The organism is Acetobacterium tundrae, assembly GCF_008086615.1.
GTDB lineage: Bacteria > Bacillota > Clostridia > Eubacteriales > Eubacteriaceae > Acetobacterium > Acetobacterium tundrae.
This window is the reverse complement of the sequence record NZ_RXYB01000024.1, coordinates 21,302-35,487: the sequence shown is the minus strand read 5'-3', so window position 1 is coordinate 35,487 and position 14,186 is coordinate 21,302. Positions and strand designations below refer to the sequence as shown.

Below are 14,186 nucleotides of genomic sequence, written 5' to 3'. Positions count from 1 at the left end.
TTATTAATCTTGATTTTTTACACAAGAAGCATGAAAAAACGACAGGCGCACATCTTTGAATTAAGAGAAAAGATCGCAGAAAATGATCATAGAAATTAAGAAAGAAATAAAATTAAAAGGAGAAAATAAAAATGTTTGATGCAATTTTTACACACTCAACGTTGGGGTTTTGTATTTGGGATATACCATCATTAATTGTTCTGATAGCAATTGTCGCTATCTTCATTGTGCATCGTCACAATCAGAAAAAGCGGGAAACGGATTTTGAAGATCAATTGGCAGAACGATGGGCGGATGAATCGGTGGATACCGGGAGAAACAGACGTTCATAAAAGAAATTTTCAAACTGTGCCTGGCTACACCAACTTATTGATCAGGTATTAAAACAAAAGAAGGCGGCTCGAGTTCTTTGGAACTCGGGTCGTCTTTTCTGGTGCGTGCAGAATGTACAGATAATTTGCTGGAACAGTTAAAATGGATGGTTTAGAAACAAAGAATAGAGACGATTCGGGTTCTACGCGACTCGGATCGTCTTTTTTTAGTTTTTTGAAGTGGATGGAAAGTCTGGTGAGAGTGTCGCGGCTGTCAAAGGGATTTTTCTTTGATTTCTTATTTTAATTGAAAAGCATCCACCATTTGTCTAAGTATTTCTGCTTGCCCTGAAAGCTCTTCACTGGCAGCGGCACTTTCTTCAGCAGTGGCTGAGTTAGTTTGAACCACCTGGGAAACCTGTTCAACACCGATATTAATCTGGGCTATTTCGGAAGCCTGATCATTGGAAGAATGAGCAATTTCCCCGACTAAATGGGTTACTTCTTCAATTTCTATTAATATGTTTTTTAGGCTTTCGGCAGTCTGACCCGCTATCTTTGTTCCTGCTTCCGCCTTGTTGATGGATCCTTCAATAAGGGCGGTAGTTTCTTTTGCAGCGAGCGCGCTTCTGGCGGCAAGGTTTCGGACTTCTTCTGCAACGACAGCAAATCCTTTGCCGTGCTGCCCAGCCCGGGCGGCCTCGACGGCGGCGTTAAGCGCCAGAATATTGGTCTGGAAAGCAATATCGTCGATGACCTTGATGATCTTAGAAATATTACTGGAAGATTGATTGATTTCCACCATGGCGGTTACCATATTTTTCATCTGACTATTGCCGACCTCGGCATTTGATCGCACCGCATTTGCTACTTCATTGGCATGATTGGCATTTTCCGCATTTTGTTTTGTTTCACTTGCCACCTCTTCAATTGATGCCGTAAGTTCCTGAATGGAACTGGCTTGTTCGGTGGTTCCCTGCGCCAGGGCCTGTCCGCCGTCGGATATCTGATTAGCGCCTGCTTCTACTTGTCCGGCCGCTTCGTTAATGTGCGACAAGGTGGCACTCAGATTGGTGTTAATATCGTTAAGGGCTGTTTTTATTGCCTGGAAATCGCCCAGATATTCGGTGGTAATGTGTTGATTCATATTGCCCCGGCCCATTTCTTCCAATGTTTGCGTGATTTCATCCACATAGTTTTTCAGGAAGGCAATCGTCTGGTTCATGTTGTCTTTGATCATGGTATAGTCCCCGTTATAATTGCCGAACATCCCCGTATTCAGGTTCCCCTGTGATAATTCTTTTAACGTATTTGAAGCTTCCTGAACTGGTGCAACGACAGCATCCAATGTGGCATTGACACCGTCCACGATTTTTGCAAAATCGCCCTGATGTCTGCTGACGTCAGCCCGGGTATTCAATTGTCCTTCGATGCCTGCCTGGGCCAACAGGGTGGCATCACTGATCAGGTTGTCGACAGAGGTTTTAACTTCTGACAGACTGTTGGCAATTTCGTTGAATTGTGTACTGACTTCTGATGTGTATTCATCGGCTTCGCCGATCGCCATATCAAACGTCAGATCTCCCTGAGATAAACGAATCAGATTTTGTTCCAATCGAGACACTTCGCTTTTGGTATAATCACTCACTCGGATTATTGGGGTTAAATCGGTGACGACTTCCACAAAGCCGATATTCTCACCTTTTGTGTTTTTGAGGTAAGTGGTATCCTGTTTATTGTTACGGCCGCACCATTCAAAATAACTATCTGATAATCCGTGATCAACCAGTCTTCGTATCCCACAACCTTCAGTTCTACAAACGGTAGCGCCAGCATTGTAGCAGTCCATACCACAGGCGGAATTACGATCTGTAATGACTTTATTTTCAATCATCAGACTTTCAAATGGTTTGTTCATAAAGGTCCACTTCATGTTATTATCAGTGACGTGAACCGGGAATGGCACAGCATCGATAATGGATTCATACCAGATCATCTTATCAACAACCGTATCCAGGGTGGCATTGATTCCCGTAATGATTTCTTTATAACCGCCTTTGAAATGGTCGGCATTGCCTCGAGTATCCCATTTGCCTTCCAGCGCTGCATGAGACAGCATCACGACTTCATCAATCAGGCTACGAATGGTCTCGATGGTGAGGTTAAGCGGTGGGGTAATGACATCCTCGGCATCATGAACTGCGAGATTTTCCGAAACATCACCAGCGGCGATGTTGCCCATCAGTTCAATGTTAACAATCTGGAGATCGTCCGCCAGCTTGTTCAATGACGCGCTCAAACTGCCCACTTCGTCCTGAGACGTGACTACCAAACGCATTCCCAGATGCCCCTTGGCGAGTTCTGTAATCATGTGGTTTGCTTTTTCCAATGGCTTAACAATTAAAGCGCGCAAGAATAAGGCAAATAGTAAAGCCACAATCACAGCGATAACCGTAACAATAATAATGGTGGTTACTGACACAGTGGCGGCTTCGACTTTCTTCAAATCGACAACGATTACAACTTCGGTGATAAGTGCTGCAATAATAAAACTCACCATTAATTTCATTCCAATTTTCATGTTACTGATCCATTTCATTTTTTTCTCCCTCTTGATTCGGCGGTTGTGTCAAGACTGACACCCGATGATGTTTATAAACCTTGTATTTCAGTGGTTTTGCATGGTTAATAAAAAAAAAGCTTTCCGTTTTTGGCTAAAGTTGCTGGCTACTGCGTCTACCCGCTTAATTTTCATCATATGTCTATTATAATGCTACAATACGAAGCAAGTCAATGGTATTTTATACAATATTGCTACATTTCGATGCATTTGTTGTTTGTAATCAATTGAACCGATATAATGGCATGAGAGAGGTGAAAAAATGATTGGCACAAGGCTGAAAGAACTTAGAAAAGATATGAATTTAACCCAAGTTGAATTGTCACAGGCATTATCAATTTCAAGGTCGTCTCTTTCATTGTATGAAATAAATAAGCGTGAACCTGATTGCGAAACAGTAAATAAAATCGCTGATTTTTTCGATGTTTCATTGGATTATCTTTATGGAAGGTCAATTGACACTTACATTGCAAAAAATAGAGTGATGACAATCTCTACTTCTCTTACTGAAAAAGAAAAACGTTTACTTGAGATATTTGACAAAATAAAAGATGAAACATTACAGGACAAAGCCATTATGAAGCTTGAAGGCTATGTTGATGGTCTGATTGAAATGAAAGATGGTGAAGAAACAGGATAGGTAAGCTCTATCTGTTGCCGAAGATTACCTGACGTACGAAGGATTTTCGGTCACTAAACTTACAAAAGTATCAATAAAAGAACTGTTTATTTTAAAAAAGAAGCAAGCCTAAGAGCCGAATCGATGAGTTAACAAAAGAGGGTGACAGCAATTGTCACCCTCTTTTGTATTTCAAAAATTCGATTATTTGTTTTCTAAATAGCTGTGGCAGGCTCGAGCCGCTTCCCGGCCTTCGTTAATGGCCCAGACAACCAGGCTTTGACCGCGACGCATGTCGCCGGCAGTAAATACTTTGGCAACATTGGTCTGGTAAACGCCGTAATCGGCCTTAACATTAGAACGGGCGTCTCGATCCAGACCTAACTGATCGACTAATTGATCTTCCGGTCCCAGAAAACCCATGGCTAACAAAACGAGATCAGCCGGCAGGATTTTTTCGGTGCCCGGGAGTTCCTGCATGGTCATCCGACCGGTTTCGTCCGGAACCCATTTGATGTCAACAGTGTGGATTTCTTTAATCTGTCCGCTGGCATCGCCCACCATTTTTTTGGTGGTGGTGCAGTAGCGACGGGGATCATCGCCGTACAGCGCCTGGGCTTCTTCCTGGCCATAGTCCAATTTATAGGTCTTGGGCCATTCTGGCCAGGGGTTGTTGGCGGTTCGGTCCAGGGGTGGCTTCGGCATGATTTCCAATTGAATCACGCTTTTGCAGCCATGTCTGATCGAGGTGGCGACACAGTCGGTGCCGGTGTCGCCACCGCCGATAATGACCACCTGCTTATCTTTGGCTGACGTGAATTGACCGTCCGTCAGATTGGAATCCAGCAGGCTTTTGGTGTTGGCGCTTAAAAAGTCGATAGCAAACTGGACACCGGCCAGCTTTCGTCCTTCGACTGGTAAATCTCGGGGTTTGGTGGCACCGCCGCATAATACAATGGCGTCATAGTCGGCCTGAAGGGCGGCAACGGGATAATCTTTGCCCACTTCGGTATTGGTGACAAAGGTAATCCCTTCCGCTTTCATTAAATCGACCCGTCTTTGGACGACGCCGATTTTGTTCAGTTTCATATTGGGGATGCCATACATTAAAAGTCCCCCAATTCGGTCGGCCCGTTCGTAAACGGTGACTAAATGTCCGGCTTTATTGAGTTCCGCGGCGCAGGCAAGACCAGCCGGACCGGAACCGACCACGGCGACCTTTTTATCAGTGCGGGATTTAGGCGGATTAGGGATAATCCAGCCTTCTTTGAAAGCCCGGTCAATAATGGCACACTCATTGGTTTTAATGGTCACCTGGGGTTGATTAAGGCCCACGGTGCAGGCCCCTTCACAGGGGGCGGGGCAGACCCGTCCGGTGAATTCCGGAAAATTATTGGTCTTCAGCAGTCTGGCTAAAGCTTCTTGCCATAATCCCTTATAAATAAGATCATTCCATTCGGGAATTAAGTTATGAAGGGGACAACCTGAGGCGGCTCCGGCGAGCATAATGCCGGAGTGGCAGTAGGGAACGCCGCAGTCCATGCAGCGGGCCCCCTGAATTTGCTGGACTTCTTCGGGGAGTTCCAGATGGAACTCCTGCCAGTCTTTGATCCGTTCAAGAGGCGCCCGATCCATGGGTACTTCGCGTGTGTATTCTAAAAATCCTGTTGATTTTCCCATAATAATTTACCTCCTCACTAATTTCCGCTAACCCGGGACAAATCCCGGTTATTTTCCTGAAATGCTGCCATTAAAGCGTCATCTCCGGTAAGACCTTGAGCTTGAACCCGCGCCATGGCATCCAACATTCGTTTATAATCTCGCGGTAAAACTTTGGTGAATTTTTTCGAATACGTGTCGTAGTCGGCGAGTATTTTTTGCGCCAGGGCACTGCTGGTATAAGCTTGGTGTTTTTCAATCAAAGCTTTGAGCTCGGCCAATTCAGCCACATCGGTAATTTTAACCAGATCGACCATTTCGGCATTACAGGATTCCGCGAAGCTGTCATCATTATCTAAAACATAGGCCACTCCACCGGACATACCGGCGGCAAAGTTACGGCCGGTTTTCCCCAGAATGACGACTTTTCCACCAGTCATATATTCACAGCCATGGTCGCCAACGGCTTCAACCACCGCGGTCACGCCGCTGTTTCGAACACAGAAACGTTCACCAGCAACCCCGCGGATATACGCTTCGCCATCGGTGGCGCCATAGAAGGCGACGTTGCCGACGATGATATTGTCTTCGGGAACAAAGGTTGCAGCTTTCGGCGGATAAATAATCATTTTTCCCCCGGACAGGCCTTTGCCGAAATAATCGTTGGCATCGCCTTCGAGTTTAATGGTCATGCCCTTCGGCATAAAGGCACCCAGACTTTGTCCGGACGAACCGGTCAGGTTTAGGGTAATGGTGTCCTCGGGTAATCCGTCTTCGCCAAAACGTTTGGAAACTTCATTGCCGACAATGGTGCCGACAACCCGGTTGGTGTTTCTGATGGTCGTGGTGATGGCCACCTTTTCCCGATGTTCCAAAGCGGGACCGCACTGGCCTAAAAGTTCGGTTAAATCCAGTGATTGTTCGATTTTATGGTTTTGTTTGATCTGACAGTACAAGCCGCCGCCTTCAGGAACAACCGGCTGATAGAGCATGTTGGAAAAATCAAGGCCTTTTAATTTCCAGTGATCAATCGCCTTGTTCATTTCCAGTTTGTCCGAGCGGCCGACCATTTCGTTGATGGTTCTAAACCCGAGTTCCGCCATAATTTCGCGCAGTTCCTGGGCAATGAATTTCATAAAGTTAACCACATGTTCCGGGTCGCCTTTAAAGCGTTTCCGCAGTTCCGGGTTTTGGGTGGCAATCCCGACCGGGCAGGTATCCAAATTACAAACCCGCATCATCACGCAACCGAGAATAACCAACGGTGCGGTGGCAAATCCGTATTCTTCGGCGCCTAAGAGCGCAGCCACGGCTAGGTCTTTTCCGGTTAGCAGTTTACCATCGGTTTCTACTTTAACCCGGGTTCTTAAATTATTGAGGACCAGGGTCTGATGGGTTTCCGCCAGGCCCAGTTCCCAGGGCAGTCCGGCATGACGAATACTGGTTTTGGGTGAAGCACCGGTGCCGCCATCGTAACCGCTGATTAGAATAACGTCAGCCTTGGCTTTGGCAACCCCGGCGGCGATGGTACCGACACCGACTTCGGAAACCAGCTTGACGTTAATCAGGGCTTCGCGATTGGCATTTTTTAAATCGTGGATCAGTTCCGCCAAATCTTCAATGGAATAAATATCATGATGGGGTGGTGGCGAAATAAGCCCAACCCCGGGGGTGGAATATCGGGTTTTGGCAACCCAAGGATAGACTTTACGTCCCGGCAGCTGACCGCCTTCACCTGGTTTTGCGCCCTGGGCCATCTTGATCTGAATTTCCTGAGCATTGGACAAGTAATGGCTGGTGACGCCAAAACGTCCGGAAGCTACCTGTTTGATGGCGCTGCAACGGGAATCCCCATTTTTCAACGGGATATAGCGTTCGGGATCTTCGCCGCCTTCGCCGGTGTTGCTTTTTCCGCCGATGCGGTTCATGGCAATGGCCAGGCTTTCATGCGCTTCACTGCCCAGTGAACCATAGGACATCGCCCCGGTTTTAAAGCGGGTACAGATGCTTTCGACCGATTCCACTTCGTCAATCGGAATCGGTTGTAGGTCTTTAAAGGCCATCAGGCCTCTTAAGGTACAGGTCTGCTGACTCTGTTCATCAATCAGGCGGGTGTATTCCTTATAGAGCTGATAGTCCTTGTTGCGGCAGGAGGTTTGCAGTTTGTAAATTGCTTCCGGGTTGTAAGTATGAAACTCGCCATCGGATCGCCATTGGAAATTGCCGCCGGATTCCAGCGTTTTGTCATCTGCAAACGGGTTGTTGTAGGCTTCGTCATGACGCATCTGCGATTCCCGGGCGATTTCGGCCAGTCCGATCCCTTCGATTCGGGAGGGGGTTCTGGTGAAGTATTTTTCGATGACTTCCGAGTTGATCCCCACCGCTTCAAAAATCTGGGCCCCGTGATAGCTTAAAATGGTTGAAATACCCATTTTGGATAAGACTTTGATGACCCCTTTGGTGACGGTTTTGATGTAGGTATAAACGGCTTTATCATAATTGATATCGGTTAACAGCCCTTTTTCAATCAGCTCTTCTATGGTTTCAAAGGCCAGATAGGGATTGACGGCGGTGGCGCCATAACCGATTAGGACGGCAAAATGATGAACCTCGCGGGGTTCTCCGGATTCGACAATCAGACTGACTTTAGTGCGGGTCAGATTGTTGATTAAATGATGATGGAGGCCCGAAATTGCCAGAGCTGAGGGAATCGGCATCTGGTTTTTATTGACGCCCCGATCGGAGAGCACAATAATCGTGGCGCCATTTTCAATCGCTTTGTCGGCTGCGGCAAAAATTGTTTCCAGAGCCTGTTCCAAACCATCTCCGCCGGAATGACTTTCGAATAAAGTCGATAGGGTGACGGTGGCGATCAGCGGATCATCCAGCTCTTTTATTTTTTCCAGATCATCATTGCTTAGAATTGGCATACTCAGGCTGACCTGGTGACAGCTTCCCGGTATGGGATTGATGAGATTGCCTTCGCCGCCCAAATATACTTCTGTTCCGGTAATCAGTTCTTCCCGCAGGGAATCAATCGGGGGATTGGTAACCTGGGCGAACATTTCCTTGAAATAATTAAAGAGCAGTTGCGACTTGTCCGATAGCACCGCTAAAGGAATATCATTACCCATCGCGCCGATGGGGTCAACGCCGTCCTTCGCCATCGGGACAATCATTGATTTTAAATCTTCATAGGTATAGCCGAATGATTTTTGTCGTTGAACCAGCGTTTCTTTATCGGATGCATTTTTAATTTTAGGTTCAGGAAGCGACTCCAGCGGCATGTTATGTTCTTCAAGCCATTTTGCGTAAGGCTCCTGGCAGGCCACTGAATGTTTCAGGTGCTCATCATTGATGATTTCGCCTTTTTCGGTATCAATCATCAGCATCCGGCCGGGTCGTAAACGTTCCTTGTAGAGAATGTTTTCCGGCGGAATATCCAGCACGCCAACCTCAGAGGAGAGAATAACCATATCATCTTTGGTGACGTAGTAACGGGACGGACGCAAGCCGTTGCGGTCCAGAACCGCGCCCAGGCGAATGCCATCGGTGAAGGCAATCGCGGCCGGGCCATCCCATGGTTCGAGGATGCGGGAATGATAGTTGTAAAAAGCTTTTTTCTCCGGGCTCATGGTTTTGTGTTTGGACCAGGGCTCAGGGATCATCATCATGGCGCTATGAGCCATTGAACGTCCGGTTAAGTTTAAAAACTCAAAGACATTATCAAAAATAGCGGAATCACTGCCGTCGGTGTCAACAACGGGGAATGTTTTTTCCAATTCGTCACCAAAAAGATCGCTTTGGAGCAGCGATTGGCGGGCGTACATCCAGTTTACATTGCCCCGCAGGGTGTTGATCTCACCGTTGTGGATAACATAACGGTTGGGATGCGCTCTTTCCCAGCTGGGGAAGGTGTTGGTGCTGAAACGCGAATGGACCATCGCAATGGCGGTGGTGACATCCGGATCTTTAAGGTCCAGATAGAATTCGCCAACCTGATCTTCGGTTAACATGCCCTTATAGACAACCGTTCGTGAGGAGAAGCTGGCGGCATAAAAGGACAGCTTCTTCTTTTTAGTGATTTTTTCCACCTGTTTACGGATGGTGTAAAGTTTTCGTTCAAAAGCCATGGCATCGGTAATGTCGGCACTCTTCTTAATAAAAACCTGTTTTAGAAAAGGCATGCTGGCGACAGCCATTTTGCCCAAATCACAAAGATCAACGGGAACATCCCGCCAGCCCAGCAGACTTTGACCTTCGGCCGTAATGGCGTCGGCCAATATTTGTTCACATTGGCGGCGTTCATCCTCGTCGATTGGGAGAAATAACATCCCCAAACCGTAGTCCCCGGGTTGCGGCAAGGTAAAGCCTTCTTTAATAGAAGCTTTTGCTAAAAATTGGTGGGGGATTTGAATCAGAATGCCGGCACCGTCGCCGGTGTTCGTTTCAGCCCCGCGGCCGCCGCGGTGTTGCAAATTAACTAGGGTTGTTAAAGCCTGTTGGACAATATGGTGGGATTTTTTACCTTTGATATGGACAATCGCTCCAATACCACAGGCGTCATGTTCAAAATCGGGATCGTAAAGTCCCTGCTTGGGTGGTAAACTAGTGTGTTTCATACGCATTTTAACCTTCCTCAGAAAAATCTGTTTGTAACCAAAAGAATACTATTGTTCCATCGAAAATTCAACAATTTTTTATTCGGTTTTGATCGATAATTTTTGTGTTTCACTGTACCGGTAAATAAATGTTGCCAACACAAATAGGATGAATCGAAACTATTACAGTGCGTGTAATAAAGCGTGTTGATGTACAGCTTTATAATTATACTATAAAGATTGATAAATATCATAAAAATTTCGCTGATTATATCAAAAAAACATAGTGACGGGGAATAAAAGAATGGACAGCGGGAATAATCTTAGCGGTTGTTTTATGATTGGACTTAATGATATGATTATAAGCAAAATTAAAGTAAAGAGACGGTGGATCGATTGTCAAATAAAAACGATACTATAAATGAAGAGATTGCAAAACTTATTCAACAGGGAGACAGTGACCAGGTGGAGTTTAGACACCATACTGGCGGGCCGAATTTGCTCAGCAAAATCATTTCTTCTTTTGCCAATGCCGAAGGCGGCAAACTGATTATTGGGGTCAATGAAAAGGGCAAAATTCTCGGCTGCAAAAAAGATTCGGTGATGGAGACTTTCACTAAAGCAAAAGAAAAACTGATCCCTTGTCCGACGATGACCATTGAATTTATTGAACTGGAAAATAAGCTGGTCGCGATCATTTCGATTGAAAAAAACGCGAAAATCGTGGCCTCAAGCCTGGGCGTCTTTAAAAGAACTGACCAAGCGGACGAAATGATGGTGACGGAAGAAATTATGAGTAAGGAGCTGACGGCGGCAACCGACGATGAGTTTAAAGAGACGGTGGCAGTAATGGCGAAGCAGATTGCCCAGCTGACGATTTCTCTGGAAGAGTCGGTGAAACGGTACAATGATAAAAACAAACTCAGCCGAAAAATTCTGGAATGGATCGCCTGCGGCATCATTGGCATTATTTTATCGATGATCATTCATTTGTAGACGATCTAAAATGGTTCGGGGAGATAGTATGAATTCCAAAACGACAGCCATTTAATAGAAAAGTAAGACAGCAGATAAAAGCTCCGGGATTTTTTTAATCCCGGAGCTTTGGCATTTTTTGATGGCCACCAAGAAAGGGCGGTGGCAAAAAGCTGATGTTGCTTTATGTGGCAAATAAAATGACGATATATCAAAATAGAAAATAAAGATGGCACACTGATTGCCACATATTGATTGACTTGCTATTTGCTGATACAATGAAAAAAAGTGAGTGGGCAGTTAGCAGCCCCTTCCGTAGCAGTATTTAGCAATCAGCTGATCGATTTGTTCTTCCTGAAACTGTTCACCCAGGGTGATGACCGTAAACAGAGTATTTGAAAACGAGGGAATGGTTCTTTTGTATCATCGGAAAAAGCGAAGCGCGCTGACACAAAAGAAACGTTTCCTGCTGTCAAAAAAAACATGGAAACGATTAAAACGGAGGATTTTAAGAAAAGGGAGAAATGGAAGGTTTCTCGAGTAAAAAAACAAGTGGCTGAAAAATGTTGGAAATTTAGGAAAGGATAGTGAAAAAACGAGAAGCGAATGACGTAATAAAAAACGACGTGGAAAGAGCATTATTTACTGTATTAATTTAAAAAAATGATTCATGAAAAGAGAGGAAACTTACACATGGAAAGAATAACTTCAAAAAAAAGTACTATTGGACTGTTGTTTGTAATCATGGTTTTTTAAATAATTTTTTCAACCGGCGTTTTTGCTGCCGATGTACAGGTCGGTGCCGATACAACGATTGGAAATATCGTTGAAACGGATGCGGCAACAGCAACACCAACAACGACAACAGCCGTCGGCGTTGAATACCGGGGTCATGTTCAGGATTATGGTGATTATCCCACCGATGGAACCTGGGTTCAGGGCGATGGTCAGCTCGGAACAACCGCTCAAAGCAAGCGAATTGAAGGTTTTAATATTGAACTGACCGGCGGCACGGCGATTCCCGCCGGCGCTAGCATTCGCTACAATGTTCATATCGAGAATGAAGATTGGCAGAATGATCCAAACAATTTAACGGATACCTCCAACTGGAAAGCCAACGGCGCTTTTGCCGGTTCAAGGGCAAAAAGTCAGCGTGTTGAAGCGATTGAAATTGTACTGGTCGGCGCTGATGGTAAAACCCTGCCGGGTTATTCGGTACAATATCTGGTTCATGGGGAAAACTACGGCTGGACCCATGGCTGGAAGGCTGACGGCGCCATTGCCGGAACTACGCACCAGTGCTTGCGGCTGGAAGCGATCGAGATTAAAATTGTCAAAGACGCCCCAACGGCTTATAACACCGCCGGAACCTACGGTCCCCAAACGGGTACCGAGGTCGTCAATCATGACGTAACGGTTGGCGCCGACGGTGTAACGCTTCAGAACCTCCACATCAAAGGTGATCTGATCATTGCCAAAGAAGTCGGATCGGGAACGGTTAACTTAAACAATGTTACCGTGGACGGCAATACCTATGTTCGCGGCGGCGGTCCCAACAGTATCCACATCAACGGCGGTAGCTACAACAACATCATCGTGGAAAAAACGGCTTCCGGTAATGTTCGAATTGTGGCAACCGATGCAACGGGCTTAACCGTCGTCATTTCGGAAGAGACCCAAGGACAGGACATTATTCTGGAGGGCACCTTCGATACGGTGAAAATACAAGCACCGGATGTAAAAGTTTCGACCCAGGGCAACACCGCCATCAAAGAGTTGAATATAGCAGCTGGGGCAAAGGACGCTGAAATCACCCTGGATTCCAAGACAACCGTGCAGAAGGCAGTTCTGGATGCAGCGGTCGATATGAAAGGCACCGGAACCATCAATCAGGCCGATGTCAATGCAAACAATGTGACGTTTGAACAGAAACCGGTAAAACAGACGGTCGAACCGGATGTGACGGTACCGCCGGTTGTGATACCGGTAACGCCAGTAACGCCACCTGGTGGTGGGGGATCACCGTCGGTTGCGGTCAGTGGGATTACCGTTACTGGAACGGGTAGTGCAACAACCATTACTACAGACAATGGTACATTGCAGATGTTAGCGGCAGTACTACCAACAACTGCTACGGACAAGTCAGTAACATGGACAGTAACAGTTAAGGCTACTTCAGTAAGTACAGGGAGTGTTAATGGGACGTTGGTGGTTACGTTGAGTAATCAAGTAGCGACAACACCAGCAGCAGCATTTGGAACACCAACAGCATTGAATAACACAGTATCGCTTACCGGTCTGGTTGCAGGCACAACGTATGAGTGGATAATCGGTAATCCAGCAGTTTGGACAGCGCCAAACACATTTACATTAGGCGCAGGGGTAACCACAAAAGACCTTACTGATACAGGTTTTGTAAATGGCGCTAAGCTTAATATTAGAGTGAAAGCAAATGCAGGTGCAGCAGTCTCAGCAGTGCAAGTATTAACAGTCGCTACTGCTAATATTGGTATGGATGCAGATCAGGTCGCAGTAAATGCGGAAGCCCTGAAGTATGAAACAGCAGCAACGATTGCAAAAACAGTAGCAGTTGATGAGGATGTTGATGCAACAGTGGTTAAGTTAAAGAGTGGTCAGACCGCAGATGGTACAATAACAATAGGCAGAGAACCTGCAGATGGAACATATCTGAAGGTTGCCAGTAATGTGTATGTATTGAAAGCACAAAAGACAACAGCAGGAGATGGAACAGAGAACGCAGTTTTAACATTCACAAAGAATGGCAAGACAGCAACAGCGACAGTAGCAGTAACCGTAACAGCCCAGTAATAATTCCCGGTGCCTGTCACTTAACTTATTGAGTTAAGAGGGTATCGTGTAAAAACAAAAAAAGAACCGAAGCTTTGCAGATGGAGTTAAATCAGGCTCCACTGCAGAGCTTTTTCTTTCTAATCTTTCTTAAAAATTCTATATATTTAGCACAAAAACATTGTCAATATATAACAAATATGTTATGATCTATATCAATAAAGAGGTTGATATGTTTAAAGTAATATTTTATAAAGATTCAAACGGAAATGAACCAGTAAGGGAATATCTCATCAAATTAAAAGCCAGATCCAGTACAAGCAAGCAGGATCGCATTCAATTTACTAAGATCACTGCCTATATTCGATCATTGCAGGAATATGGAACAAGGATCGGTAACCCAACTGTTAAGCACATTGATGGCGACATCTGTGAACTTAGACCGTTATCAGACCGGATATTTTTCTTTTACTGGAAAGATGAAACATTTGTTTTACTTCATTACTTCCGCAAGAAATCACAAAAGACTCCACAAAAGGAAATAGATAAATCTAAACACAATATGAGCGATTTCATAGAAAGGACGAGCTAAA

General features: G+C 45.5%; 8 protein-coding genes. 5 read left to right on the top strand and 3 right to left on the bottom strand.

Translation table 11 applies throughout. The features are described from left to right. Positions 1–131 precede the first annotated feature (131 nt). Entirely contained in the window at positions 132–332 is a 201-nt protein-coding gene (locus tag FZC40_RS14875; protein ID WP_148605767.1) for a hypothetical protein, read from the top strand. A 277-nt stretch (positions 333–609) separates the two neighbouring features. On the opposite strand, the gene FZC40_RS14870 is transcribed toward FZC40_RS14875, so the two are convergent. Continuing rightward, positions 610–2,910, bottom strand: a complete 2,301-nt coding sequence (locus tag FZC40_RS14870; RefSeq protein ID WP_148605764.1) for a methyl-accepting chemotaxis protein — start codon at positions 2,908–2,910, stop codon at positions 610–612. Positions 2,911–3,193: 283 nt separating this feature from the next. Between FZC40_RS14870 and FZC40_RS14865 the strand changes: the two genes are divergently transcribed. Then, the gene (locus FZC40_RS14865) at positions 3,194–3,571 is read left to right on the top strand and encodes a helix-turn-helix domain-containing protein (protein ID WP_148605763.1); all 378 of its coding nucleotides are present in this window, start codon (positions 3,194–3,196) and stop codon (positions 3,569–3,571) included. A gap of 183 nt (positions 3,572–3,754) precedes the next feature. Here the strand turns inward: FZC40_RS14865 and FZC40_RS14860 are convergent, their stop codons facing one another. Beyond that, positions 3,755–5,230 (bottom strand): glutamate synthase subunit beta, encoded by a 1,476-nt coding sequence (locus tag FZC40_RS14860; RefSeq protein WP_148605762.1) that lies wholly within the window; start codon positions 5,228–5,230, stop codon positions 3,755–3,757. A gap of 17 nt (positions 5,231–5,247) precedes the next feature. Continuing rightward, positions 5,248–9,831: a glutamate synthase large subunit gene (gene gltB, locus FZC40_RS14855; protein ID WP_186843765.1), complete on the bottom strand. Its 4,584-nt coding sequence runs from the start codon at positions 9,829–9,831 to the stop codon at positions 5,248–5,250. Positions 9,832–10,206: 375 nt separating this feature from the next. Here gltB and FZC40_RS14850 point away from each other — a divergent pair, with 375 nt between their 5' ends. The 3 genes from FZC40_RS14850 (at position 10,207) to FZC40_RS14835 (ending at position 14,185) form a co-directional block, all read left to right on the top strand. After that, a complete protein-coding gene (locus tag FZC40_RS14850) occupies positions 10,207–10,806 on the top strand; it encodes an AlbA family DNA-binding domain-containing protein (protein WP_186843758.1) in 600 nt (199 codons plus the stop codon). 735 nt (positions 10,807–11,541) lie between these two features. Continuing rightward, entirely contained in the window at positions 11,542–13,614 is a 2,073-nt protein-coding gene (locus FZC40_RS14840; RefSeq protein ID WP_317134848.1) for a hypothetical protein, read from the top strand. Positions 13,615–13,825: 211 nt separating this feature from the next. Then, entirely contained in the window at positions 13,826–14,185 is a 360-nt protein-coding gene (locus tag FZC40_RS14835) for a type II toxin-antitoxin system RelE/ParE family toxin (protein ID WP_148605758.1), read from the top strand. The last annotated feature ends 1 nt before the right edge of the window (position 14,186 follow it).